Annotated in this window: 22 protein-coding genes; 5 read left to right on the forward strand and 17 right to left on the reverse strand. The window is 44.9% G+C overall.

Annotation, left to right across the window (positions count from 1 at the left end; translation table 11 throughout):
- Positions 1-38: 38 nt before the first annotated feature.
- From ACOIT5_RS17045 to ACOIT5_RS17055, 3 genes are all read right to left on the reverse strand, one after another.
- A complete protein-coding gene (locus ACOIT5_RS17045; RefSeq protein ID WP_423127364.1) occupies positions 39-608 on the reverse strand; it encodes a DUF2179 domain-containing protein in 570 nt (189 codons plus the stop codon).
- 45 nt (positions 609-653) lie between these two features.
- Positions 654-2228, reverse strand: a complete 1575-nt coding sequence (locus ACOIT5_RS17050; protein ID WP_423127365.1) for a peptide chain release factor 3 — start codon at positions 2226-2228, stop codon at positions 654-656.
- A gap of 66 nt (positions 2229-2294) precedes the next feature.
- Complete coding sequence (locus tag ACOIT5_RS17055; protein WP_423127366.1) at positions 2295-3398, reverse strand: gamma-glutamyl-gamma-aminobutyrate hydrolase family protein; 1104 nt, start codon at positions 3396-3398, stop codon at positions 2295-2297.
- A gap of 121 nt (positions 3399-3519) precedes the next feature.
- Between ACOIT5_RS17055 and ACOIT5_RS17060 the strand changes: the two genes are divergently transcribed.
- Positions 3520-4542, forward strand: a complete 1023-nt coding sequence (locus tag ACOIT5_RS17060) for a glycoside hydrolase family 16 protein (protein WP_423127367.1) — start codon at positions 3520-3522, stop codon at positions 4540-4542.
- A gap of 141 nt (positions 4543-4683) precedes the next feature.
- Here ACOIT5_RS17060 and ACOIT5_RS17065 read toward each other — a convergent pair whose 3' ends face one another.
- From ACOIT5_RS17065 to ACOIT5_RS17080, 4 genes are all read right to left on the reverse strand, one after another.
- Complete coding sequence (locus ACOIT5_RS17065; RefSeq protein ID WP_423127368.1) at positions 4684-6972, reverse strand: patatin-like phospholipase family protein; 2289 nt, start codon at positions 6970-6972, stop codon at positions 4684-4686.
- Between the two features lie 97 nt (positions 6973-7069).
- Positions 7070-7993, reverse strand: a complete 924-nt coding sequence (locus tag ACOIT5_RS17070) for a YitT family protein (RefSeq protein ID WP_423127369.1) — start codon at positions 7991-7993, stop codon at positions 7070-7072.
- A gap of 132 nt (positions 7994-8125) precedes the next feature.
- Positions 8126-8473, reverse strand: a complete 348-nt coding sequence (rplS, locus tag ACOIT5_RS17075; protein WP_423127370.1) for a 50S ribosomal protein L19 — start codon at positions 8471-8473, stop codon at positions 8126-8128.
- A 146-nt stretch (positions 8474-8619) separates the two neighbouring features.
- On the reverse strand, positions 8620-10302 hold the full coding sequence (locus tag ACOIT5_RS17080) for a dipeptidase (RefSeq protein WP_423127371.1): 1683 nt from the start codon (positions 10300-10302) through the stop codon (positions 8620-8622).
- 251 nt (positions 10303-10553) lie between these two features.
- Here ACOIT5_RS17080 and ACOIT5_RS17085 point away from each other — a divergent pair, with 251 nt between their 5' ends.
- Entirely contained in the window at positions 10554-11288 is a 735-nt protein-coding gene (locus tag ACOIT5_RS17085) for a flavin reductase (RefSeq protein ID WP_423127372.1), read from the forward strand.
- 10 nt (positions 11289-11298) lie between these two features.
- Here ACOIT5_RS17085 and ACOIT5_RS17090 read toward each other — a convergent pair whose 3' ends face one another.
- The 9 genes from ACOIT5_RS17090 to ACOIT5_RS17130 form a co-directional block, all read right to left on the reverse strand.
- Positions 11299-12795, reverse strand: a complete 1497-nt coding sequence (locus tag ACOIT5_RS17090) for an IMP dehydrogenase (protein ID WP_423127373.1) — start codon at positions 12793-12795, stop codon at positions 11299-11301.
- A 135-nt stretch (positions 12796-12930) separates the two neighbouring features.
- The gene (locus ACOIT5_RS17095; protein WP_423127374.1) at positions 12931-14997 is read right to left on the reverse strand and encodes a hypothetical protein; all 2067 of its coding nucleotides are present in this window, start codon (positions 14995-14997) and stop codon (positions 12931-12933) included.
- 138 nt (positions 14998-15135) lie between these two features.
- The gene (creD, locus tag ACOIT5_RS17100) at positions 15136-16410 is read right to left on the reverse strand and encodes a cell envelope integrity protein CreD (RefSeq protein ID WP_423127375.1); all 1275 of its coding nucleotides are present in this window, start codon (positions 16408-16410) and stop codon (positions 15136-15138) included.
- 107 nt (positions 16411-16517) lie between these two features.
- Complete coding sequence (locus ACOIT5_RS17105; RefSeq protein ID WP_423127376.1) at positions 16518-16814, reverse strand: winged helix-turn-helix domain-containing protein; 297 nt, start codon at positions 16812-16814, stop codon at positions 16518-16520.
- Positions 16811-17440: a hypothetical protein gene (locus ACOIT5_RS17110; protein ID WP_423127377.1), complete on the reverse strand. Its 630-nt coding sequence runs from the start codon at positions 17438-17440 to the stop codon at positions 16811-16813. Before ACOIT5_RS17110 ends, ACOIT5_RS17105 begins: the two co-directional genes overlap by 4 nt.
- 100 nt (positions 17441-17540) lie before the next feature.
- On the reverse strand, positions 17541-17825 hold the full coding sequence (locus ACOIT5_RS17115) for a hypothetical protein (RefSeq protein ID WP_423127378.1): 285 nt from the start codon (positions 17823-17825) through the stop codon (positions 17541-17543).
- Between the two features lie 53 nt (positions 17826-17878).
- Positions 17879-18889: a phosphotriesterase family protein gene (locus ACOIT5_RS17120; protein ID WP_423127379.1), complete on the reverse strand. Its 1011-nt coding sequence runs from the start codon at positions 18887-18889 to the stop codon at positions 17879-17881.
- A 415-nt stretch (positions 18890-19304) separates the two neighbouring features.
- On the reverse strand, positions 19305-19481 hold the full coding sequence (locus tag ACOIT5_RS17125) for a hypothetical protein (RefSeq protein ID WP_423127380.1): 177 nt from the start codon (positions 19479-19481) through the stop codon (positions 19305-19307).
- Between the two features lie 649 nt (positions 19482-20130).
- Positions 20131-20589 (reverse strand): cupin domain-containing protein, encoded by a 459-nt coding sequence (locus ACOIT5_RS17130; RefSeq protein WP_423127381.1) that lies wholly within the window; start codon positions 20587-20589, stop codon positions 20131-20133.
- A 789-nt stretch (positions 20590-21378) separates the two neighbouring features.
- On the opposite strand from ACOIT5_RS17130, the gene ACOIT5_RS17135 reads away from it, so the two are divergent.
- The gene (locus ACOIT5_RS17135) at positions 21379-21918 is read left to right on the forward strand and encodes a hypothetical protein (protein ID WP_423127382.1); all 540 of its coding nucleotides are present in this window, start codon (positions 21379-21381) and stop codon (positions 21916-21918) included.
- Between the two features lie 9 nt (positions 21919-21927).
- Here the strand turns inward: ACOIT5_RS17135 and ACOIT5_RS17140 are convergent, their stop codons facing one another.
- The gene (locus ACOIT5_RS17140; RefSeq protein ID WP_423127383.1) at positions 21928-22788 is read right to left on the reverse strand and encodes an alpha/beta hydrolase; all 861 of its coding nucleotides are present in this window, start codon (positions 22786-22788) and stop codon (positions 21928-21930) included.
- 110 nt (positions 22789-22898) lie between these two features.
- On the opposite strand from ACOIT5_RS17140, the gene ACOIT5_RS17145 reads away from it, so the two are divergent.
- The gene (locus ACOIT5_RS17145) at positions 22899-23849 is read left to right on the forward strand and encodes a tyrosine-type recombinase/integrase (RefSeq protein ID WP_423127384.1); all 951 of its coding nucleotides are present in this window, start codon (positions 22899-22901) and stop codon (positions 23847-23849) included.
- The gene (locus ACOIT5_RS17150) at positions 23833-25005 is read left to right on the forward strand and encodes an IS91 family transposase (RefSeq protein ID WP_423127385.1); all 1173 of its coding nucleotides are present in this window, start codon (positions 23833-23835) and stop codon (positions 25003-25005) included. Before ACOIT5_RS17145 ends, ACOIT5_RS17150 begins: the two co-directional genes overlap by 17 nt.
- Positions 25006-25050: the final 45 nt, after the last annotated feature.

The raw sequence follows: 25050 nt of genomic DNA on the forward strand, positions 1-25050 counted from the left end.
AATTTTATTTAAGAAACGATAAGCAAAGAGTGTTTTTTTTATTTGCCTTTACGCCACGTTCTGGCGGGAGAGAGGAGCGACTGAACGCCTTTGCTCACAAACTTTACATCTTCAATCGAATAGAAGGCCTTGGGATTGTAGGAACGGATAATTTCGATGACAACCGGCAGATCCGATCGTTTAATGATCGAATATATGACGGCGACCCGTTCGGTGGCGCCGTGTGCTTCGTGATAAGTAATTCCGTAACCTTTTGCTTTCAGTTTGGCAATCAGGTTATCGGCATTGGCACGGGTGATAATTTGGAGTTGAACGATGCCTACTGCCAATTTTTCCTCCAGAATCAAACCGATGTAATTTCCGGCGGCAAAACCTAAGCCATAAGCAATGTAGGCCACCCAGTTTTCGATGTTCTGAATGATTTTACTCATGGTAATCAGCCAGATAACAACCTCAAAAAAGCCGAGGACCGGGGCAATCAGCTTCTGTCCTTTGGAAACCATGACAATCCGTAAGGTACCGATGGTCACATCGCTGATTCGCGCGACGATAATTAACAAAGGGAGTACCAGGTATGAAAACAAATCTGATTGATAGAATTCCGTCATGCCCGCTAATTTGTTTACTACGAATATAGGAATAAAAAGGAGGACTTAAAATTCACTCGTGAAATGAAATTTAATGTCTTTAAATTCATCCCTGGTCATCTGTAAAATGAAAGCGGAATCGGCCATAAAAACATCCCGTCCGCGTTTATCAACGGCCATTTTCTGATGTTTGCGTTTTTTAAATTCGGCCAGTACTTTCTTGTCATCGCACTCAATCCAGCAGGCTTTGTGCATCGGCATGTTTTCGAACCGGCATTTGGCGTTGTATTCGTGTTCGAGGCGGTATTGGATGACTTCAAACTGGAGCTGACCAACCGTTCCGATAATCTTTCGTCCGTTAAACTGGCTGGTAAACAGCTGGGCGACACCTTCTTCCATTAATTGGTCGACCCCTTTGGCCAATTGTTTAGACTTCATGGGATCGGCATTTTCAATATAGCGGAACAGTTCGGGGCTAAAACTGGGCAATCCTTTAAAGTGAACTTCCTCGCCCGAAGTCAGCGTATCGCCGATAATGAAGTTCCCGGTATCGGGTACCCCGATGATATCGCCCGGGTAAGCTTCGTCGATCACTTCTTTTTGGGCGGCCATGAATGCTGTTGGGCTCGAAATACGGATTGTTTTTCCTGAGCGGATATGCTTGTAAATACTGTTGCGCTCAAACTTACCCGAGCAAACTTTCACGAAAGCAATCCGGCTGCGGTGGTTCGGGTCGATGTTGGCATGTATTTTAAATACAAAACCCGAAAAATCGTTTTCTTCCGGTTTAATTTCACGCTCTTCCGTATAACTTGGCCGTGGTGGCGGGGCAATTTCGACAAAAGCGTCCAATAACTCCTGTACCCCGAAATTATACAGAGCGCTTCCGAAAAATACCGGGGCCAATTCGCCTTTCATGTACTCTTCGGTATTAAATTCAGGATATACGCCGTCAACCAGTTCCAGTTCTTCACGAAGGTTTACCGCATCGTTGCCAATGTGCTTTTCAAGTTCCGGGTCGTTGATGTCTTCAAACAAAAAGCCTTCTTCAATTTCCTGAACATTGGCATTAAACAGGTTGAGGCTGCGTTTGTATATATTATAAACCCCTTTAAAATCGGGCCCGCTGTTGATGGGCCAGCTTAGAGGACGGGTTTTTATTTTTAGCTGATCTTCAATTTCGTCGAGTAAGGAAAAGGTGTCGCGTGCGGGACGGTCGAGTTTATTGATGAATACAATCACCGGAGTTTTCCGCATCCGGCACACGTTCATGAGTTTTTCGGTTTGAGGTTCGACCCCTTTGGCCGAATCGATAACAATAATGACGCTGTCGACCGCAGTGAGGGTGCGAAAGGTATCTTCCTGAAAATCCTGGTGGCCGGGCGTGTCGAGAATGTTTACCTTGTAGCCGCGGTATTCGAAGCCCATCACCGAGGTGGCCACCGAAATTCCGCGCTGGCGCTCAATCTCCATAAAGTCCGATGTTGCCCCTTTTTTTATTTTGTTGCTTTTCACGGCGCCTGCAACGCGGATGGCTCCACCAAAAAGTAATAATTTTTCGGTCAGCGTTGTTTTTCCGGCATCGGGGTGACTGACAATCCCAAACGTTCGTCTCCGTTTAATTTCTTCTAAAAAGCCCATGTTGAAAATTTGAGTTGCAAAAATAGAACTTTTTGAAGAAGTATGAAGAAATAAAAGAGGAATAGATCAATTGACCATTTTGGATATTCTTTTCCAGAACTGTTTGTGAAATTTCAGACCGTCTTTCCCGATTCGTTCGTAATAACTTTGCATGTTATCGCGGGGAGAAAAGCGGTATTGGGGGCCAGGTGAAAATAATTCCGGAATTTCGGGATGAAACTGTACCCCGATCACGTTCGGATATTTTTTATGTCTGAAGCCTTCAATGACTTTTCCATCCATCGATCGGGCGGTAACTTCCCAACAGTCGCTCAGGTTTTCAACAGCCTGATGATGAGAACTCAATACGGGAGGCGATATATTTGATTTCCATTTAAGGTCTTTCATAAAGAATCCGCCAATTTCGAGCCGGAGCGGATGAAAGCTGACTGCCATAAGTTGCGGGTTGTCAAAAATCTCCTGCCAATAGTTGCGGTGCATGTTATCCGGATCAATTTGAACGGTGCTTTGCGGGTTGGTGGCATTGTACAGCTCAGCCGGGATGTCCTGGATCAGGGTGCCGCCGGTAGCCACATTCATGGTTTGCATGCCCAGACAGAAACCAATGACGAAGAACTTGGGATTACGTTCAAGAAACGGCGTGAAATTTGGGTTTTTATTGCTTCCCAGCAGGTGGAAAGCGAATGAAACTTCAAATAAATGCCTGTCAGGGTCAGTAATCACGGAATACGTTTTTTCTTCGCCGTAAATGTCCGGTTGAATGTCCGGTCCTCCAAAAAGAAAAACACCTTTGGTTTGACTGAACATGATATCAAAATTGTTGGTAAAATCGTTGGGTTCAAAAATATTATCCTTCGATAAAGTGCCTGTAAGTCGTTGTAAATGAAATTTTTCAAGATTGTTGTCCCGGATGTAACGGATCGATTGTGAATAATCATATTTCTCGGCATAAAAATAAATCCCGATAAATTCCGTTTCACCAACAAATAACAGATGGTTATCTACCAGGTATTTGATCTTTTCGATGTTACTGACTGTGGGATTGGTCATCAAAATGTACGATTTGGCCGGATCATAGTCAGTATTAAAGAAATTCTGGGAATAGCCGGATATGGAGAGGAAAATGCTAAAGATCAGTAAAACTGAAAATAAGATTCTTTTACCTTTCATATCGATAACAATTTTTAAGAATTTTGGTGATGAAATTAATCTTTTTCGGCAGAACAAAAAAAAAGTGAACGAGTATATTTTTTAATATTATTTTTAATTTCGTTTTAATAAACCGGAAGCTATGTCATTCAAGCTATTTTTTCTTAAAACTTTTAAGGGGTTAAATAATACCGATAAAGTTGAAGTCAATCGTGATAAACTTTGGGCTGACTACCAAAGTTTTGTGAAAGTACAACAGTCTGATGATCTGATGCAGTACATGGAATTGGATCAATACGTCAATTCACCCAATTTTAAGAAGGATAAAGCCGGAATAAAATCGAAAAATTTTGAGGGCAGCCAGGAAGAGAGAAAACTTCTGGAATCAACGATTCAGCAAAAGGAACAAACCTATCAGCGGTTAAAGAAGGATCGCGGCATTCAGAACTACCTGAAATATAAAGAATCGAATGCGTTTGCGTTTTTCAGAAATTGGGATTTAGTGTTCGAAGACCGCTTTGACGGGAATGAACTGGACCCGGCGAAGTGGCAGGTCATTTCGCCTGTAGCCCGGAAAACCGTTGGGACGAATTTTTCGAAACAAGGCGATTTACACGCGTATACCGATGGTAAAAATGTTCAGATCAGGAATAATCATCTTCAGGTGGTTGTGAAGCGTGAGAAAACCGAATCGTTGGTCTGGAACCTGCCTTTGGGCTTTAAAGCAGAAAAATTTGACTATTCTTCCGGCTTGCTGAACAATGTTGCTTTTGATGCCCATTTTGGTATTCTCGAAGCGAAAATTAAATTTCAGCCCAAAAGCCAGCTGGTCGACGTTTTTTACCTGTCTGATGATAAAAATGAAGCCCGTTTGAACCTGCTGGAGTGTGGTAAAGTGTGCCGTTTGGGTTATGCTACCGGAAATGGTAAAAATTACTTCGAACCATTGTCGGGCCTGAAGGTTGGACATTTCTATATTTTCAGGATGGAGTGGGAGCAAGGGAAGATCACCTGGAAGATCAATAACCGGAAGGTTTACACCCTGGAACAACAAGTTCCGGATAAGCCCATGAAGTTGAACATTAATTCGATCGTGGTTGATCATATTGAGAATCTGCCGCATTATTTCGAAGTAGACTGGGTGCGCTTTTATCAAAAGAAATAGCAAACCGAAGCCTACAATACCAGTCGGCTTTTACTCGTCAATCGTATAAAAACAGCTGTATTTTTAGGATCGGATCATCCTGAGCATACAGCTGTTCTTTTTGTATATAGTTAATGTGGTTTTTCGGGAAAGAGCAGTTTCTTAATAACCTCGTTTGTTGAAAATGATATAGCCAAAACTTAATACGAAGTACAGGTTTTTGTCATCTTTATCGAAGTAGTTGGCCGTCAGGCTAATCGGGCCCAGCCCGGAGTGGTATACCAATGCCCCGGTACCCATAAACCTAACGGACTCTCCCGATGGGTTTCCGTATACGGCTCTTTTATCTTCGGTTTTATCAATGGTTTTAAGCGGAAGAAAACCGTAAGCTTCGGCGCGGATGTGGAACTGATCGGATAAGTTGATGATGGTTTTTAGGCCCGAAGCCACGTATTTTGTGGCTCTGAAATCATCAACAATAAAGGTTTGGCTGTACGGAGTGGGCATAAAGGCCGGCGCGCTCAACAGGGTTGCCCTGTAATTGTTAAATACATGCTTGTTGCTGTAAACGCCTTCTCCCAATAAGCCGATTGAAAAATGCTTGTTAAATTTAATGTATTTGTCGTAGGTGCCTCTCAGCAGGTAAAACCGGTGGTTGTAATGGCCTCTGGGAAACCCTTCGGAAAGGATTCCGGGTCTGAATTGCTCGGTGCCGTCGACATAGGTTAAGCCCAGGTAGGATGAAATGCCTTCGGTGGGATACTGTTTGTAATTAAACGAATTTTTTTCGAAGTTGATTCTGGCTGCAAAGGCGTCGACATTTGTTCGGTCGGCGTTTTCGGTACTGCGGATTTCGTCGTCCAGGTTGTACTCGTCCGTTGCCCGCGAATAACTCGATCCCAGCATCAGCTTCCCTTTGGTTCCCATTGGAAAACCCACTTCCAGGCGGACGTTGTTCTCATCTTTGATCATAAAGGGCGGCAACACATCCTCAAAAAAGAATTCATTGCTGGTGGAGTAGTAATCCCACCGGTTATAGGTGATGTTGCCCGAAATATAAAAAGGAAGCTGCGACGGGAAGTCAATTCTCGCACCGGTATTAAATGAACTGTAAAAACGTCCGAAATAAATATTGGAACTCAGGGTATAGGCCCTGTTTTTAAAAAAACGGTAATCGAGGCTGAGAAAACCCTGGTTGATTGGTTTGGTCGAAACATTTCCTCCAAATTTAATTTCGAGTGGTTTGCCATGCCTGGCTTTCATGTGGAGGTCGAAAACATCGCTTTCTTCGTTATAAATTGAGACCGGCCGAAGCGATTTGAGTTGCGGATCGGCAATCAGTTTGAAATATTCTTTCCTCAGTTCCTCCAGCCCGATGATGTTCGACCGGCGTTTGATGCTTTGAATAATGTATCGCCGCTGCAGATGTTCGGATATGCCTTCAACCTGGATGTTTTGGAACTTCAGGTTTGGTTTTTGGGCGTTAAATTCTTTTCTTCTCTCCCGAATTTCTTCCAGGCTGACTCTTCTGGGAATTCGCGATTTGATGCTGTCGATTACACTTTGGGCCTTGCGGTACCCGGCCTGACTGATGAGGTCAATTTTATTAAAATCCAGCAGGCCTACATTGCTGAAAGTTGTTTCGAGCAAAATCCCTTTGTCTTCCGGTACTTCATAGTCGGTTTTCTGCATAATCATATTTTCCAGCTGGGCCATCACATCGTCTTCGTTGGGTTTTCGCAAGTCGTTGGCAACTTTATGTCCGATAATGATGTCGGGTTGAAATGCTTCCACGGTATTTTTTACCGGGAAATTGTTGACAATCCCTCCATCGAAAACCAGAACGCCGTCAATCACAATAGGTTTAAAATAGAATGGAAAAGTCATGGAAGCCCGTATGGCTTCGCCTAAATCGCCTGTTCTCAATTCGACCTCTTTGTTGTTGTAAACATCGGTGGCAATGCACAGGAAAGGAACGAATAACCGGTCGAAATCATAATTGCAAACCGCGTTGGTGGCCGCGAATAACTCCATAAACGCGAAATCCATTTGCTCTTCAGGAATCAGATTGGTCGGGAGCAGGATTTTCAGCTTATTTTCCCTTCGTTCGAGGTCGAGGCTAAGCCACGAGGGCGTTTCTTCGGGTTTCTGAAAGAAATAGCGGTACTCTTCCTGGATTTTGCCGGTTGACCAGAATTTGAACTGGTCGGATTTAAAAAGTTCTTCCATTTCGTCGGTTGAAAAACCGGCTGCATACAAACCGCCAACAATGGCGCCCATTGATGTCCCCGAAATATAATCGATCGGGATGTTGTTTTCTTCCAGCGCCCGGATAACGCCAATGTGGGCGAGGCCTTTGGCCCCTCCGCCACTCAATACCAATCCTACTTTCTGTGCAGAAAGTTCGGATAGGGTCAGAAGGAAAAAAAAGATAAGAAGTAAACGTTTCATGATTCCCGTTGATCGATTATTTGATTTTGGCTGATACAGTCAAAATTATAAAAACAGGAAGAATATTCGTGCAAACTTCGTCGGAAGTTAATTAATCTTAAGAATCCAGTTTCATTTTCAGCGACTGGAATCCTTCACCCAAAATTTCACGGGTATCCATTACTGTAATGAAGGCATCGGGATCAATTTGACTGATAAACTGTTCCAGTATCGTCATTTCGCGCCGGCTGACAATCGTAAAAATAATTTGCTTTTCATCGTCGGTGAACATTCCTTTGCCATGAAAATAAGTGCCGCCGCGTTCAAGATCAACTAAAATCTTTTGTTTAATATCTTCGTGTTTATCGGATATAATAAACAAGGCTTTATTGTAATCCACTCCTTCAATGGTGATGTCGATGGCTTTACCGGTGATGTAAATGACCAGCCAGGAGTACAGCGGGATTTGCCAGTCCTGGAATGCCACCAGGCTAAGCAAAACAATGGCCGAATCGACATAGATCATCAGTTGTCCGAGCTGAATGCCTGAATATTTGGCGATAATCATGGCAATAATGTCCGAACCGCCGGAAGTGGCTCTTGATTTGAAAATGAGCCCGAGTCCGAAGCCAATCAACACCCCGCCGAAAACGCACGAAAGCAGCACATCGGGTACCAAGGGGGCTTCGCCATCGACACGCAGGTAGGTAATCAGATCCATAAAAACAGACGACAGCACAAAGCCGATTACCGTTTTAACACCAAAGCGGGGACCCAGTATCTTTATGCCGGCAATGGTTAGCGGGATATTCAGGATCAGGCCAAACAGACCAATGGGAATCCCCTCGGGCCAAAAAGAGAACATTCCCTTGGTGAGGTAATGGACCATAATGGCGATGCCATATACGCCTCCCGGAACAATCTTGTGAGGCGAGATAAAAAAAACAAAACCAACCGCCAGAATAAAAGCGCCAATGGTGATAAAGCTATATTCTTTAAACCACCTCAGTGTGAATAGTTTTTCTTTTTGAAGAAAGGCCATGCTGTTACTTTTTTTGAGTAAATTAAACCTTATTTTACAGGATAATCGTTGATTTTTGTCAAGAAACGTTGATGCAATTTATAAAAAAAGGCCCCCGAATCCGGAGGCCTTTTAAATATCATCAAAGTTTTTTTAAACTCTTTTTTCTTTGATCCTGGCTTTTTTACCGGTAAGACCACGCAGGTAGAAAATCCGTTTGCGACGTACATTACCTTTTTTGTTGATTTCAATTCCATCGATAAAAGGAGAGGAGAGCGGGAAAATACGTTCAACACCAACGTTTCCTGACATTTTACGAACGGTAAATGTTTTGGTAACGCCTGTTCCTTTCACCTGGATCACTACACCTCGGAAATCCTGAATACGCTCTTTGTTCCCTTCTTTAATTTTATAGTGAACAGTGATGGTATCGCCGGCGCCAAATTTTGGCAGTTCATTTTCAACGACGAATGCGTTTTCTGCAACTTTAATTAAATCCATTTTCTTTAAGTTTTAGGGCAATATTACACATTTTCGCGTGTAAGAGATTGCAAAAATTTTGCGCAAAAGTAATAAAAAATCAATGTCATCAAAACTTTCTTCCGAATTATATTGAAAGAAAATCAATTAGCCCGTTCAGCGGCCTGTTAGTGCCCTCCGCTATCTTTCACCTTGAAATGATCGCCGGTGCTTCTTACAATCGCATCGTACCACCATTGAGGATAACCGGGATGCTCCGGATTGGCGGGTAAACCGTATTCATTTCGTTCAAATTTACCGTCTTTTTCCTTTTTGACATTCCCGTCAATGTATTTGATTAACAGGTACTGAAACAATTTTTCCCATTCTGCGGTCATGTTGTTTGATTCATTAACCGAGTATTGGGTTAAAAATGCCCGCGCTTTTTGTTCTCCTTCTGTTTCGAATAAAAATTTGGCAGCCTGATCGACAGCCGGTGTGTAAGCGATAAATTTGCTTTCGAGTTGCGCCTGGGTTTCCCGGATGTGCTTAATCATCACATCGTACATGAGGTAGGCAAAGTTGGTTACTTTATTGAAGGTCCAAAAGGCGGATGTTCCGGAGTAGGTAAGCAGGTCGCCGTTGCCCTCGCGGAAGCATTCGGGAATTTCGGTAATTCCGCAGTAAATCGGGACGTAGCAGGTGCTGTAGGTGTCGTCAACGCCAAACCATAAGATGCCGCCAATCGGGTTGGGCAGCCACGAGCGGGATTGGGTGACAAACGAGAAGCCGGTTTGCTGGGTCGAAATGGCCCGTTCGTTGCAATAGTCAACCGAGTCAACCTGCCAGGTCAATCCTCTCCAGCGATACGGCAAGCGGTACGGACCGGCACCCAAATCCTGGGTCATATCCAGTTCGGTTCCTTCAAAGTGGTCGCGCATCATCTCCATCACATCTTTCACGTTCAGTTTTTTGTCGGGCTTAACCCATAACGGCATACGGTTCGAGGCGAATTTGTTTTCATTTTCGTATTCAATCAAACCTTTGGCGTAGGCCGTATAGGGCGTCATGCCTGAAGCCACTTTGTTGAACCCGGCCCAAACCCGGGCCTCGCAAAAACGGGCTGCGCCAAAATCAAGCGGCGCATAAACATCCGAAAAGCTAAAGTCTTTATTGACCCCGTCGAACCAACCTTTTTCGCGCGCAAATGAAATCACATCTTTTGAATAAATACAATTTTCCTTGTCGTTAAGCGGGAAGGTGGTAATGCGGGCTTGGTTGGCGTGGCCGCTGATGTAGCCGTCGGGAATACGTTGTGCCACCCATACGGCTCCTTTTTCGCCTTCGCCTTTGCCAATCATCTCCAGAATCCAGACTTCTTCGGGGTCGGCAATCGAAAACGATTCGCCCGAGCTGGCGTAGCCATATTCCTCAACCAGGCTGGTCATTACTTCAATCGCTTCGCGGGCCGTTTTTGCGCGTTGCAGGGCCACGTATATCAGGCTTCCGTAATCCATGATGGCTGATGGCTGCGTGGCCAGTTCTTTTCGTCCGCCAAAAGTTGTTTCGCCAATGGCCAGCTGAAATTCATTCATATTTCCAACAACACTGTAAGTGTGCGCAGGCTGAGGGATGCGTCCCATGAACTTGCCCGTATCCCATTCGTAAATGTTGCGCATGGCGCCATCCGGATGGTCCATAGCCGGTTGGTAGTATAGTTCGCCGTACAGGGTATGCGAATCGGCTGCATAGGTAATCATGGTTGAGCCATCGGCCGAAGCGCCTTTGGTAATTAAGAAATTGGTGCAGGCGATTCCCTGCCCCGCCGCAAGCAAGGCGGCAAAAAATAAAATACTGATTTTTCCTGTCATTATCTTGTTATTTTTAAAGTTTTCAGTGAAAACAAAGATAAACATTCCGAAATAAGTCGGAAAGAATGGGAAAATTGAGCAGGATAAAAATGAGAAAGCTCAGGCTGATCATGTTTATTTTGGCCGCGTACCTGAAGTGTGCAGTCACGAACGGGTTTGCAGATGAGGGAAAATATTCAGACCTTTAAGCGGGTTCATCAAAAACAACGGGAATCCGCTATTGAAAAATAATCCTCAAAAAAAGTAATCCTATGAAGTTACGGGCATTTCACAAATTATCCTATGGCTTATACCTGGTGGCGTCGGAGTTCGAGGGAAAGAAAACAGGCTATATTGCCAACACGGTTTTTCAGGTTACTTCACAACCGCCCCTGGTTGCCATTTCCTGTCATAAAAACAATGAAAGTGCTGAGATCATACGGAAAGCAGGGGCTTTTTCGGTTTCGGTTTTAAGACAAGAGCTCGATGTAAAACTGATTGGCGATTTTGGCTTTATGTCGGGTAGCGATCTGGACAAGTTTGCAAACCGAACACTGACCACCGCCAAAACAGGTGTTCCCATTGTATTGAACGAGGCGGTTGCCTGGTTCGACTGCGAGATTAGGGAAGAAAGCGATTTAGGTTCGCATTGGCTGATGATCGGGGAGGTTGTCGACAGCGATATCGTTGCAGATGAGTCCCCGCTGACCTATGCTGATTACCGGGAAAAATACAAAATGCTGTCGCCCAAAAACTCGCCTACCTATCTGGAACGTGATAAGCTGGAAGAAGAGAAAAGGGGAGCGGAGTCACAATCACAATCACAATCACAATCACATAAGGAAGTGGGAGCTAAGCGCACTTGCGTAATTTGCGGGTATACCTATGATCCGGAAGTCGGCGACCCGGCATCGGGAATTCCTCCCGGAACACCTTTTGAAGATTTACCGGAAGATTACCGATGCCCCGTTTGTAATGCGGCCCGGGAATATTTCAAGAAAATATAATTCGCTTTCGTTACATATTCGCGTCTTTCAGAATGACATCATGTGCGCCGCCTTCTACAATGCTGGTTGCCGACACCAGGGTGATTTTTGCTTTTTCTTTCAGTTCTGGAATACTGATTGATCCGCAACTGCACATGGTCGATTTAATTTTGCCTAAGGTGATATCCAGGTTATCTTTCAGTTTTCCGGCGTAAGGCACGTAGCTGTCGACCCCTTCTTCAAATTTCAGATTTTCACTGCCGCCCATGTCGTAACGCTGCCAGTTGCGGGCCCGGTTTGAGCCTTCGCCCCAGTATTCCTTTACATAACGGTTGTTCACCATCAACTTACGGGTGGGGCTTTCGTCGAAACGGGCGAAGTAACGGCCCATCATCAGAAAATCGGCGCCCATCGCCAGGGCCAGTACCATGTGGTAGTCCTGTACAATGCCGCCGTCAGAACAGATGGGGACGTAAATGCCTGTTTTTTCGAAATATTCATCCCGGGCAGCGGCAACTTCGATAATCGCGGTCGCCTGTCCGCGGCCAATTCCTTTTTGCTCGCGGGTAATACAAATGGAGCCGCCTCCAATGCCTACCTTGATGAAGTCGGCCCCTGCTTCGGCCAAATACAGGAAACCGTCGCGATCGACCACGTTTCCGGCCCCGATCCTGACTGTTCCTTTATATTTTTTTCTGACGTATTCGATGGTTTCGCGCTGCCAAACCGAAAAACCGTCAGACGAATCAACACAAAGGATATCCACTCCCGCGTCAACCAGGGCCGGGACCCGTTCTTTATAGTCGCGGCTGTTGATTCCGGCGCCAACCATCAGCTTTTTATTGGCATCCGAAAACTCGTTCGGGTGTTCTTTGTGGCTTTCATAATCTTTCCTGAAAACAAAAAAATGCAGTTTTTGCTCTTTATCAATAATTGGTAAACTGTTGAGTTTGTGGTCCCAAATGATATCATTGGCTTCGTTCAGGCTGATTCCGAGTTGACCGGTAATCAGTTTTTCGAAGGGGGTCATGAAATCTTTGATTTTTTTATCCATCGCGTCGCGGCTGGGACGATAATCGCGGCTGGTGACAATGCCAAGCAACTTTCCGTTTGGGCTTCCGTCTTCGGTAACTCCCAGGGTGGCATGTCCGGTTTTCTCCACCAGTTCCAGCACATCCTGCAGCGTATGCTCCGGTGTCAGGTTTGAATCACTTTCAACGAAGCCTGCTTTGAATTTTTTCACCTTGCGGACCATCTCAGCCTGTGTTTCGATTGACTGGGAACCGAAAATGAACGAGAGCCCTCCGTTTCTGGCTAAGGCAATAGCCATGTTGTGGTCAGAAACCGACTGCATGATTGCCGAAACAAAGGGAATGTTCAGTTCCATCGCAGGCTGTCCGCCTTTTTTGAAACTGACCAGCGGTGCTTTTAACGAAACGTTTGACGGGTTGCAGTTTTTATCGGTCAGACCAGGGATAAGCAGGTATTCACTAAAGGTTCTTGAAACTTCATTCGAGTATTTTGCCATAATGTGCCAGCTTTTTGTGTTAAAAAATTGCGCAAAACTACATTTATTTTTCTTTTCAGCCTTGCTTTTCAGGTCAAATTTACGTTATCAGTCCGGCAGGGTTGCCGGCTTTGACAGGCAGTCTGCCCTGATTGCTTATTCATTTATCATGCTTGATATACTTGCCTGGTAATTGGAATAGTTGTACAGGGGGGTGCGTTTCGGGTTATAAAATTTCCGGTGATACTGCGGGTTGTCGTCCTGGGTATAAATCCAAAGCTGATTGGTATCCCAAACAACAATTTCGTCGCGGCAATCACCGGTGATGTCAAGCACGGCATAACAAAGGTCGGGGTGTCCGTCGTCGGGAAATTCGAGTACTTTACGTCCGTAGCCGTCCCAGGCGCCTCCTTCTTCCGCATTGGCGTTTAAAACAAAAAACTCTTCCGTTTTGCCCGTCCAGTTTAAGGGCAGGCACATGCTGCCATACTGGTTAGGTTCAAAATCGTGATAAATATTTCCGTTTTTATCAAACAGGTGAATTATTCCCTGGTTGCCCCAAAAGTTAACCGAAACGGTTTCCAGTCCGGGCAAATCGTCCCTGAAATTGGCTACAGCCGGATTTTGAACGTGGCCGATGTAATGATGCCGGGTGATCTGACCATCCAAACCGGCAAAAAATAGCCCTTCGTCGCTGGCGGCACAGAGAATTTTTGGTTCTTCATCTTCATCAAAGCGCACAATGGCAACTCCATCGGCATGATCAGACAATTCGTCGTCCAGACTCCACAATTTTGTTCCGTTGTCGTCAAACAGAGAATAACCCATGAGTAATTCGTCTTTCCCGTCTCCATCGGTATCGTATGCGTAAGGGTAATGTCCGGTCCGGCATTCGTTTTTCCACAACAGATTGAGCTGGGTATCGAATGCCCAGAAATATTGGTAACGGTCTTTCAGGATGAAATCGCTGTTGTACCCTTTTCCCTGTAAATCGAGAAAATAGATGCAGTCGCCCAAAATGCGGGGAAAGCTGTTGTGCCCCGATTCCAGTGGTTTTCCACCCGGAGTGAGCGGGGTAGGGATTTTTTTGATGATCTCCCCGGTAGCTCCTTCCGCGATGATCAGTTCCTGGTTCATGGTGTAAATCACCTCGTTTTTACCGTCCTGATTGATGTCGTGGATTTGGAAAGCCACATCATTGGTTAAGCTGGTTTTCCATGGGTCGGGCGTTCCTTTTCGCCATAAAATCTGTCCATCCAGTGTCATGGCGGTCAGGCAACTTAATTCGCTGTTACGGTCTTTCGGACCATGATGGACCACCTGTCCAAGCAGGATGTCAATTTCTCCGTCGCCGTTTAGGTCGCCAAAGCGGATGTTGCGGCCCACGCCGTATTCGGCCAGATAGATCTTTTTATACACGCTCATTTTTGGGTTTTGCGCGATCAGGCTGTCCTGTTCCTGCTTAAATGCCAGTTCATTTTTTTGCATCATCCGGTAATCGTTTTTCCCTGCGCTGACGTTTACCGAATAAAATTCGGTAAACGAATCAGAAAGTAAACCAATTTTGCCGGCGCCGAACGTTTCGTCGCGGATTTCCCAAACCTGGTCATCGGGAAAAAACACCTTGATTTCGGGGCCCGATACACTGACTTTTACCTGGATGGTATCATCGGAGATCAGGTGGTTGTATGCTTTTGCCAGCATCGTTTCATCGGGCTGACGAAAACCGGTGGCATGATTTACCTTCATCAAACAAATTGCATTGTTATCCATTCCGAGAAAATAATAACAACGGTCGTTCTGATAACGAAATACAATACCGTTACGATTTCGGAGGTTGCCGGGCCTGAATGTCGCTTCAAGGGTGTAGTTTGTCCAGAACGGAGAGCCGGTGATTACCATCGGGTGCCAGTGCGAATTGTGGTTTGTTGCCGTTTGCACCATCATGTTTTGTCCATGTCCGTTTTTTCGTATTTCCCACGAAGCCGGGAGGTTATACCTGAAGGTCGATACCACCCAGTTCGACCGGGGACGGGCTTCGGGCAGGTAGTGATATTCGGTATGGGCACCGAGATCGGTTAGCAGCGGGCCAGGTACCTGTTGTGAAAAATCTTCGTTCAGCAAAATCGTTTTTCCCGGTTGGTGCCGGCACGAACTGTAAAAAAGAAAGATGGTGGCAAACAGAGCGGTGACGAGGTAGGCATGAAATGTTTCTGGTTTCATTTGATTGTGGTTTTAACATGGTAGATGGTTAAAAATACAATTATTTAGCCACGATATAAAGCGTCGGGAACAATTTGTTGGTGGATTTTCGGATGAAAATCTGTGCCGGTTTTGGTGCACCGGCACAGGAGATTTCAGCTATTCGTACCAGTTAATCTTTCGGGTGACAAACATGGTTAAGGCGAGCACGACGAATAGCCCGATGCTTCCAACCAGCAGGGCATACGATTCGAGCTGCAGTAAAATATAAATAAACCCGAATGAGATGGCCAGGATTGAAGTTAGCCCGGCCGCGTTCGACCATGATTTTAAAAACGATCTGGAATAAACTAACACCATAACCGAAACCAGGATGGCCGAAACCAGGTAGGCCGGGTTAAATCCGAGGTGTTCGGAGACCGACAGCAGCAAGAGATAAAAAATGAGTACGGCAAAACCAACCAGGATGTACTGGAAGGGATGAATCCGCTGATTTGTGATCACTTCGTTCAGGAAAAACGAAAGAAAAACGAAGAGGATGATCAACACGCCATACTTGGCGCTCCGGGTGCTTTTTTGATAGTGATCGGCGACAATCACTAATTTTACGCCGAAATCGGCGCTTGTGATTTGGTACTCGTGGTCTTTCCATTCCTGGGCAAACTCGCGGTTGTAACTCAAAATTTTCCAGTAGGCGTCAAACCCTTGTTTACTGATGTTGCGCTCAGTTGGCAGGAAAAGCCCCTGGAACCCGGGATCGTTCCACGACGATTTCAGTTTTACGACCGTTGTTTCGGCAGCAGGTGCAAATTGGAGCGTTTCCGAACCTTTCAGATCGAGGTTTATTGTAAACCTGGCAGGCAGATTTTGTCCTTCTTCAACCGGAATATCCAGCGAAATCCCGTTTTCACCAATCAATTTGTTTTCCATGCCGGGAGAAAAAGGGTAGGTTTTCCCATTCCAGTTAATCTCGACCATCGAATTAATTCCGCGCAGGTCGTTGATGGCGATGGCTAATTTGGCTTTGTCCCACTGAATGTCTTCCGGTTTGATTTTCAGTTTTGCAAAATCCGGTTTTTCGAAGTCGCCGCTTATTTGAAGAGCGGTTTCATACACCACACTCTGGTAAATACTCCGGTGTAATTCTTTAGGAAATATTTCGCCTTCGACGGTTAAATTTTTGGGTAAAAAGTGATACTTGTGAATTTCTTCTTTCAATAATTTTCCTTCATTGTCGAATATTTTTTCAATGTAAGGGATGGTTAATACGGGTCCCCTGACGGTCTGATCGTACGACCATTTTTCGGCCACTTCCTGCTTGGCCGAATTTGCAGTTGTTTCTCTTTCTTCGATTACGCCCATGATCATCATCTTGGGAATAAGTAAGATCAGGATGATAAATCCGATGGTGATTACTTTGATAGTTAACTTCATTTTCGGACTTTTTGCTTTTTCTTCTAAAAATTGAGTTGTTGTCATTTCTTTTGTATTTATAGGTTATCAAAGAACTTTGTATTGCAAAGTGTATGGTTAAAAAAATATTACAGGTTTTTCAGGATATCTTCGAGAGTATTAATGTGTTTTTCAAACGCGGCTTTACCTTTCGGGCTAATGGCATAGTCGGTATTCGGTTTTCGCTCGATAAAGCTTTTGCTGACCGTGATGTAGTTCACTTTTTCCAGGTATTTCAAATGACTGGCCAGGTTCCCGTCGGTAACATCCAGCGTATCTTTGAGCTGGGTATACGATAGGTTGCTGTTAACCCGCAAAACCGACATGATGCCCAGTCTGATCTTGTTTTCAAATGCTTTATCGAGCTGTTGAAATAAGTTTTTCACGCCGTTTGAGTTTTACGTTCGTAGCGGAAATACATGACGATGCCGTAAATGATGTGCACCAGTCCGAAACCAAGGGCCCAGAAAATAAGCCCCAGTCCGGGGAAAACAGCCGATAAGATGCCCAACAGGATTTGAAACAGGCCCATGTTAAAGATTTCCTGCCGGGTATATTTCGCGGCATTCACAAGCGCCAGCCCGTAAAAAACCAGACAAAAAGGAGCAACAAGGCTGTAGATGCCTCTGAATGTGAAGATCAGGATCAGGATGCCGCCGCTGATCAGGGGGATGGCCAGGTTCATGCAGAGCAAACGTGAACCGGTGTTCCAAAATTTCTGTCCCGATTTTTTTGTTTTTGCCGTTGTCAGCCAAATCACCGTTATAAAAGAAGCCAGCAATAACACCGCGGCCAGCAGGATCAGTTGATCCAAAACCTGCTGAGGATATACTTTCCGGTAGATCGACGGCGCAGGCAGGTAGATCATCCGGTAGGCGATAAAAGCGCCCAGGATGGCATAAATTCCGACTAAAATACCTGATAAACCGCTTAATGACAGAAACCGGCTCGATTGTTCCATCATTTTTCTGATTTCTTTGATTTCGGCAAGATACTGATCTGTGTTTTTCATATCTGAAAGTACTTTGAAATGCAAAGTAAGTGATTATTTTCATTCATCCAATACCGGTTAATATTTTTTTATCGGGTTTTGTGGTTAACCGGAAAATCGTTTAACATCCTTTCCGTTTTTTTGCCCCGGCGCCTCCTCCTCCAAAGAAGATCATAACACCCAGCAGGAACCCAAAATTGTACCAGCCTCCCGCATTGGGGAATGCATAAATTTCATAGTCGGTAAACAGGCTCAGGATAAAACTGAACAGGATGATAAAGCCGTGAAACAGCCCGTGCAAAAATCCGGGAAGATGATCGGTGTTTCCGGTTGTTTGCGTGGCGCAGCCGGCGGCTATCAGGAGGAAAATGATCAGGATCAGGAAGATTGAAAAGTTTCGTTTCATGGGAATTTTTTTAGGGATTGGTGATTAGTCATTAAGTCATTGGTCATTAGTCATTAGTGATTGGGAATCAGTCGTTTCTTTACCGTAAATACCTCAGCCGGATTGCTGACGAGGATCCGGGTCAAATCGTCGTCGGAAAAGCCTAGTTCCTTCAGTCGGGGAACTAATGTTTCAAAAATGGGCGTGTAAGGTTTAAAAGCCTGTTCCGGCTGTCCCGGATCAAACCATCCGGCATCATGCGAAATCAGTACCTTGTTCAGCAGTCCTTCATTTTTAAAGCGTTGCAGTAGTTCCGGGTATTCCTGCTCACAGGCTTCGTCCCAGCCGTATTTGTCGAGTGAAATCCAGGCGCCTTGTTTGGCGATCCTGATCAGCTTTTCCGGGTTTTTTTCGTCGCTGGCATGCGTCCAGATAAACGCTTCGGGCGAAACGCCTTCTTCTTTTAACAGGTCCAGTTGCTGAAAAGCCCCAACCGCTGGCCCGGTATGGGCCATGATGGTCAGTCCGGTAGCTTTGTGGGTAATTGCGGCTGCACGCGCCAGTGTTGCGTGAAATTCGGACAATGGTTTCCGATCGACTCCAATCTTAATAAATCCGGGTTTGATGCCCGAGCCTTCAATGCCTTGTTCAAACTCGGCTATCCAGAACCGGGCTATGGCTTCGGGGGACATCAGCAAGATGTGGGAGGGAATAAAGCGGTTATTTTGTGCCCCGTAAAAACCGGTGTTCGTCAGAATTTGGATGCCTGTTTCCTCCGAAAGCCGTTTTAACAGGTTTACATCGCGGCCAACATACATGGGCGTACATTCCACGAAGGTTTTTACGCCGTGGGCCTTTAATTCATTCAGATAGGGGAGGACCTTGCCGACAGCTTCCTCCAGGGTATAAGCTTCGGGCTCATTGTTTTCAGCACGGGTAAAATCCACCAGGATGTGTTCGTGTTCCAGGCACAGCCCCATGTCGTCGGGCGAAATGTCGCCGGTAACGGTAATGATTTTTCCTTTGGGCTGAAACGTACAGGCGGTCAGCGCTAGCATCAATAAAAGTAACAGACGGTACAGCATATTTTTCGTGTTTAGTCATCCAAAGTTAAGGCGAAGAAATTAATTTTTTTTATAATTCCTGCAAGTCAGGTTTTACCGGAGGGGCAGTCTGCCCACAAGGTAGCCAAGATGGATTAACATGAGCAACCTCCCGCCCCGGTAAGTGCGTATCGCCAGTTATAAGCTGACGGTTGTTAAATATTTGTCAGTAGGTGACAACCTTTAATCTATTCAAGTATAAACTCAATCCGGATTCTTCAACTGATAAAAGAAACTCTTCTCCATGAACCAATTTATTGTCATCAGAGTCTGTTTTATCGACTAATTCGGAAAAGGCAATTTGATAATCGCTTTTGAATATTACTTTATACTTGGTCGTAGCTACAATTGGTACACCTGAACCAAAGAATTTACGAATGATATAATATTCTCTGTTTTATTTGATTAGGGTAATGCTCTGTCCTGAAAAATTATCTCGGATATGTATTTCTTTATCAACAAACTCTTTTAATTTGAGCCTTGTATCTTGTGCCTGAATACTAAATCCAAAACTTGTACAGGCAATCAATAATACGAAAACTACTCGCATCATTTTTAGTGGAATATTAAACATGACTTTCTATGTTTATTAATTCTTAAAGTTTTGTTTCCAATCAAGTTGGATTATTCGTCTTGTCAAGGTAAATCGAAATATGTCAATTTTTAAAATCTCAAAACTATCTGTAAACATATCGATATCTGGTAACTTCAAAATCAAGGCCTCTACAGGCTGTTTTATTTGGTCGTTTCGCAATCTTGAGGATCGTTGTGAATCCTGATATTCCTTACGACGGGTACCTATGAACTGTATTTTCACTTTTACGGTTTAATTACCATTGTTGCTCCGATTATCTGATCCTCAAGAACGTCCTTTCCAAATTCTTGTTTCCGGATCACTGGTGTGTGTTAATAATAGGTACAATGCTAAAATTAGTTCTATACCCGCGATTGTAATCAGATACCAGTTAATTGGCGAAGAGATAAATATGACAGTAGGTCCATCAGTATTGTCAAAAGTCTTAGTAATTACTGATTTAAGATTGGATGTTATATTATAAATTTCTCCGAAAACAGGAAAAAGACAGAATATAATCAGGATGGTGTTAATGATTAAGAATATTACCGCGAGTTTTTTTTTTCTTTTTTTCTTTAATTGTGAATTCATGTTTTTTACTAAAAGTTCAATTCTGAAATGTATAAATAGGAAAAGTACTGTTATTTTCTTATATTTTCCATTTTGGAGCAGAGGCAATTCTTTTCCCATCCTCTGTTGTATATTCTTCTAACGAGTTTTCTTTGGCCTGTATACAAATGTACACCATGTTTTCTGCGGATGTGTTACATAAACTTCTTACACCTTCAGGTGCAACCCTTATTACACTGCCTTCTTGTATCGGAAAACAATCGTCATCTACTTGATAGTACCCTGAGCCTTTCAGTATAATGTATGTTTCCTCGTCTTTGTAATGCATATGAAAATATCCTAATTCTGATTTTGGCGCTATTGTAGTAAACGATATTTCTGTTCCGGTTGATTTGGTCGGCTCTTTTAAAAATACCTTTCCTTTAATCTCTGTTCTTAGTTTTGGATGAATCAGGGAATATGTTTCTATATCTTCTAATTTACCAACATTTACCGCAATGTAATTCTTGTTTTCTGAAATCATTTCTACTTTTTTCATGTTCTTACAATTTTTGATTAGACAATCATTGAAAATATTTTTACGATATCGTTTATGCTGACATTCTAAAAAAACAACTTTAATCAGTTTTATGTTCGCTTTACGAGGCAGCAGTTTCATATTTGCTCCGTAATCGGGCCCGATAGCTACGCAATGTTTAATGCACGTAAATGTACAAAATTATGAGTTGACTATCAGTTCCCGGCGTCAAACCATACCTGACTGGTCGGATTTTTCCGATTTTACTTCACAATTTACAATACCTGACGTAATAAATTTTACTTATCAGCTAATTTGGAATTAATATAAGAAAAAGTGGTTAACGAGTGGCATCCCTTAATCGGGTGCGGCGGTTTCCGAACCGGTGACTAATGAATACCTGGCCGGAGACGAACCGAAATTGCTAATGAACGAGGGCGATCGTTCAGAATGTCCTGATCATACAATTGTATTTCCCGGAAAAAACGATCGGGTTGCACGTATAAGACGAATGAGTTATACGTGTAAAACAAATGAGTTTCCCTGATCATTGGTCATTGGTCATTGGAGCTTGAAGCTTGTGGCTTGCAGCTCGTTGCTTGCAGGTAAAACTACTACTGAGCACTGCGACTGAATACCGAACGCTGATACTTTTGCCCGGAACGTGAACTATCTCGCGGTTCCGTCGTAATAAAAGTTGGCGCCGGGTAAAGAACAGGCGGATTGATTTTATTCGTTTCGCAAACACATTAGTATGCTATTCTTTATCTTTAACCGAATTTTCAACAAAACAGCAAAAAATAGAGAGCGATGAAATACGTAGGATTTGTTTTTTTGATCGTATTAAACATTCATTTGTTTGGACAGGTAATCCAACAAGAGGCGTTTTTGTTTGAAGGATATGTTTTTACGGAAGATTCCATCCCGCTTGAGAATGCACATTTGATTAATTACCGGACTACAAAAATTGTAACAACGAATCACCAGGGCCTTTTCAGGACTTCGGTGTTCGAGGGCGATTCTCTGAAAATCAATCACGTATCGATGTCGCCGGTAACTATTCACGCAAGAAAACCGGCCGACCGGCAAAATAAATACTACCTTCCTTACCGCACCTACCTGATCAACCCCATGTCGATGCCAACCTACCAGAAGGAATATGAACATTCGGAGAACAATGCCGAACAGATCCGGGAGGAAGCAGAGGACCAGTTGTTGATTGACCCGAATATGCGGAGCGGCAAAGACAATCCGTATGATGATGACGAGGTAAATCCCGGGATAACAATCCTCAAAATCAATTTAAAACCTAAAAATAAAGACGCAAAGAAGGAGCATAAAAAGGAATAACAGCCAGGTTTAATGTTGATGAAAAGCGTCTGAAATAAATGTAAGGACAGCCGGCAGCGACTCCCGCCAGTATGTCCAGGTATGACCTCCCTGCCGGATGCGGAATTCGTGCGGAATATCCTTTTTCCGCATGGCGATATGCACCAGCGAATTTCCTTCATACAAAAAATCATCGTCGCCGCAATCGATATACCAGCGTACCGCTTTTTTCCGGTCGTCGGGCATTTGTTCAATCAGGGCCAGGGCGCTGTGTTTTTGGTAGTAGGCTTCCACTTCCTCGTCCGTAGCGCCGGTTTCGCCCCAACGCTCAACAAAAGTCCGGGCATCGGCCACCGACAGCGGGCCGGCCAGCGCACTCAGCGGACAAGCCGACGAGAACAGCTCCGGATGGTGCAACGCGTACATAAAGGTACCGCCACCGCCCATCGACAAACCGGCAATAGCCCGGTAACGTTTTTCGCCCTTAATCCGGTAGGTCTTTTCAATATAAGGCATCAGCTCGCTAAAGAAAAAATCCTCGTAACGCCATTCTCCTTTCAGGTCGTTGAAATAACCGCGACGACCGGTATTGGCGTCGGGCATCACAATAATCATAGCCGTGGCCGATCCGTCGGCAATGGCTTTATCGGCGATATGCTGTACTTCGCCAAATTGTACCCAGCCGGTTTGATCGTCGCCGGCGCCATGCAAGAGGTATAACACCGGATAGCTGCGCTCTGATGTTTCGTAACCGGGCGGCAGGTAAATGGCATACTTCCGGTCCATTTTCAGGATTTTACTGGAGCATGACAGGTTGTCGTAAACCTTGCTGTTTTGTGCCGTCAGGGACACGGATATCAGAAAAAAGAGGGCTGAAAATAATGTTCTCATGCTGTTAACGATTTAGTTTGTTGAACTAAATCCGCCTACGCGGATAGCTGTTTTAAAAGTACCCGATTCTTTCAGAACTTCGAGATTTTTAACCATTAAAATTTCTGAATATGAGAAAGAAATCGGGTTTAACTATCGTTGAGCAGGCAATTGTGCTTGTTCCTGAGTTTGAAAAAGTTGTCCGCAAGCTGGAGCAACAGGTTACTTTACGCGGACAAAGCAAAAGTACATTAAATAATTACATCCGCCGCATCGCCCTGTTTGTGGTCCATTTCGGGAAATTGCCCGAGCAGATCGATCCCGAAGAGATCAACGAGTACCTGGCAGCTTTGGCCCGCGATCCCCGCTCGCCTTCGCGCAGCAGTTTCAAGCACATGGTGTACGGCTTGCGCTACTACTACCGCCTGCTGGGATTGAACAAAAATGCCATTGCCCTGCCTTCGCTGAAAGGGAATACCAAACTGCCGGTTATCCTGAACCAGCAGGAGCTTAAAGAGCTTTTTACCGCGCCAACGCTTTTGAAACAACGGGTGGTGCTCACGCTGATCTATTCGGCCGGACTGCGCGGTCAGGAAGTAATCAACCTGAAAATCTCTGATGTGGATTTTGAACGTCGCACCATCCACATCCGCCAGAGTAAGTATAAAAAAGACCGCATCGTGCCATTGGGCGACAGCATGGCCGTGGGGCTGAAAAAGTACCTCAAAGCCGAAAACCCGCACATCTGGCTGTTTAACGGCAAAGAACCTGACGGCCGTTACAGTGTCCGGGGTTTATCCTGGGTGATGCGCGAAAACCTGAAAAAAACTTCCATTACCAAAGAGGTGAACCTGCATTCGCTTCGTCACTCCTACGCCACACATCTTTTGGAACAGGGACTGAACATTGTCACCCTGAAAGAACTGCTGGGCCATGCCGACATTACCACCACCATGATTTACCTGCACGTGGCCCAATGCACGCTGATCAAACCTCACAGCCCGCTGGATACGCTTTATGACTTTCCCAGGAAAAAGAAGAAGAAAAACACCGGTTCACCGAAAAATGAAGACAACCTTTGAACTGGCCGATGTAGTCCGTTTGTTCGGCGCTGAACTGGCTGCCAAAACAACGCTTACTCCATTGCAACTGAAAGTGCTGGATAAGATAGCTGTTTGCCGTACTGCCATGCTGGGAGGTCACGAAGAAGCCTGTGAAAACTGCGGAACCGTTCGCTACAGTTACAACAGTTGCGGCAACCGTCATTGTCCCAAATGCCAGGCTGCCAAACAGGCCTTCTGGATTGATGATCTGGTGCAAAATACCTTGCCGGTAAAACATTACCACCTGGTATTTACCGTGCCGCACCACCTGAATGCTGTTTGCCTGCATAACCAAAGGATGTATTACGACCTGCTTTTTTCGGCTGTTTGGCAAACCCTCCGCTCGTTTGGCTACTCGCATTTTGGTGTTGAAACCGGGGCGGTGGCCGTGCTGCACAGCTGGGGACAAAACCTTTCGCTGCATCCGCATATCCATTGCCTGGTTCCCGCTGCCGGGCATACCCTTGACGGACGGTGGAAAAACATCGGGCATTCGGGCACTTACCTTTACCCGGTACATCAACTAAGCAGTGCCTTTAAAGGCAGGTTCCTGGACAGCCTTAAACGGACTTTACAAAAACAAGACGAGCTTTCCCTCTTTAGCAGCCAGATAAAGCAGGCTTATCAAACAAAATGGGTGGTTCACTGCGAACCTTCGCTGGCAAACGCTGAGCACGTGGTCAGGTACCTGGGCCAATACACGCACCGGGTAGCCATTACCAACCAGCGCATTGTGAACATTGCCGGTGGCAAAGTGACCTTCCTGGCAAAGGATTATCGTGACAGGGCCATTAAAAAGCCTGTTACCCTGGATGGGGTTGAGTTCCTGCGGCGCTTCACACAACACATCCTGCCCCGAAGGTTTGTCAGGATCCGGCGCTTCGGTATTTACAACCACACCGTAAAGCGCAATCTCAAACTGCAATTTGTTTCCGAAGAAAAGCCGGACATTGACTCGGTAATCGAACGGCAACAACCGCCGGAAACCAACGTGGAACGTTTTGCCAGGCTGACAGGCGTAAATCCCTGTCTTTGCCCGGTATGCAAAACCGGAAGGATGGTAACCATCCGGGAACTGCCACGGATACGTTCACCGGCTTGGGGACAGATGGAGCAATCATTAAGGCGGTCATAATCACTAAATCACGTTACGCTCCCGGCGTATCCGGGAGAGGTATGC

The sequence above is a fragment of the Gaoshiqia hydrogeniformans genome, from assembly GCF_049347105.1.
Classification (GTDB): Bacteria; Bacteroidota; Bacteroidia; order Bacteroidales; family Prolixibacteraceae; genus Gaoshiqia; species Gaoshiqia hydrogeniformans.

Bases quoted from the DNA above. Each gene is read 5' to 3' on its own strand.
- ACOIT5_RS17045 (WP_423127364.1), bottom strand. From the start codon at position 608: ATGACGGAATTCTATCAATCAGATTTGTTTTCATACCTGGTACTCCCT.
- ACOIT5_RS17060 (WP_423127367.1), top strand. From the start codon at position 3,520: ATGTCATTCAAGCTATTTTTTCTTAAAACTTTTAAGGGGTTAAATAAT.
- ACOIT5_RS17120 (WP_423127379.1), bottom strand. From the start codon at position 18,889: ATGCTGTACCGTCTGTTACTTTTATTGATGCTAGCGCTGACCGCCTGT.
- ACOIT5_RS17080 (WP_423127371.1), bottom strand. From the start codon at position 10,302: ATGACAGGAAAAATCAGTATTTTATTTTTTGCCGCCTTGCTTGCGGCG.
- ACOIT5_RS17125 (WP_423127380.1), bottom strand. From the start codon at position 19,481: ATGTTTAATATTCCACTAAAAATGATGCGAGTAGTTTTCGTATTATTG.
- ACOIT5_RS17090 (WP_423127373.1), bottom strand. From the start codon at position 12,795: ATGGCAAAATACTCGAATGAAGTTTCAAGAACCTTTAGTGAATACCTG.
- ACOIT5_RS17110 (WP_423127377.1), bottom strand. From the start codon at position 17,440: ATGAAAAACACAGATCAGTATCTTGCCGAAATCAAAGAAATCAGAAAA.
- creD (WP_423127375.1), bottom strand. From the start codon at position 16,410: ATGAAGTTAACTATCAAAGTAATCACCATCGGATTTATCATCCTGATC.
- ACOIT5_RS17085 (WP_423127372.1), top strand. From the start codon at position 10,554: ATGAAGTTACGGGCATTTCACAAATTATCCTATGGCTTATACCTGGTG.
- ACOIT5_RS17095 (WP_423127374.1), bottom strand. From the start codon at position 14,997: ATGAAACCAGAAACATTTCATGCCTACCTCGTCACCGCTCTGTTTGCC.
- rplS (WP_423127370.1), bottom strand. From the start codon at position 8,473: ATGGATTTAATTAAAGTTGCAGAAAACGCATTCGTCGTTGAAAATGAA.
- ACOIT5_RS17150 (WP_423127385.1), top strand. From the start codon at position 23,833: ATGAAGACAACCTTTGAACTGGCCGATGTAGTCCGTTTGTTCGGCGCT.
- ACOIT5_RS17055 (WP_423127366.1), bottom strand. From the start codon at position 3,398: ATGAAAGGTAAAAGAATCTTATTTTCAGTTTTACTGATCTTTAGCATT.
- ACOIT5_RS17050 (WP_423127365.1), bottom strand. From the start codon at position 2,228: ATGGGCTTTTTAGAAGAAATTAAACGGAGACGAACGTTTGGGATTGTC.
- ACOIT5_RS17115 (WP_423127378.1), bottom strand. From the start codon at position 17,825: ATGAAACGAAACTTTTCAATCTTCCTGATCCTGATCATTTTCCTCCTG.
- ACOIT5_RS17140 (WP_423127383.1), bottom strand. From the start codon at position 22,788: ATGAGAACATTATTTTCAGCCCTCTTTTTTCTGATATCCGTGTCCCTG.
- ACOIT5_RS17070 (WP_423127369.1), bottom strand. From the start codon at position 7,993: ATGGCCTTTCTTCAAAAAGAAAAACTATTCACACTGAGGTGGTTTAAA.
- ACOIT5_RS17065 (WP_423127368.1), bottom strand. From the start codon at position 6,972: ATGAAACGTTTACTTCTTATCTTTTTTTTCCTTCTGACCCTATCCGAA.
- ACOIT5_RS17135 (WP_423127382.1), top strand. From the start codon at position 21,379: ATGAAATACGTAGGATTTGTTTTTTTGATCGTATTAAACATTCATTTG.
- ACOIT5_RS17145 (WP_423127384.1), top strand. From the start codon at position 22,899: ATGAGAAAGAAATCGGGTTTAACTATCGTTGAGCAGGCAATTGTGCTT.
- ACOIT5_RS17130 (WP_423127381.1), bottom strand. From the start codon at position 20,589: ATGAAAAAAGTAGAAATGATTTCAGAAAACAAGAATTACATTGCGGTA.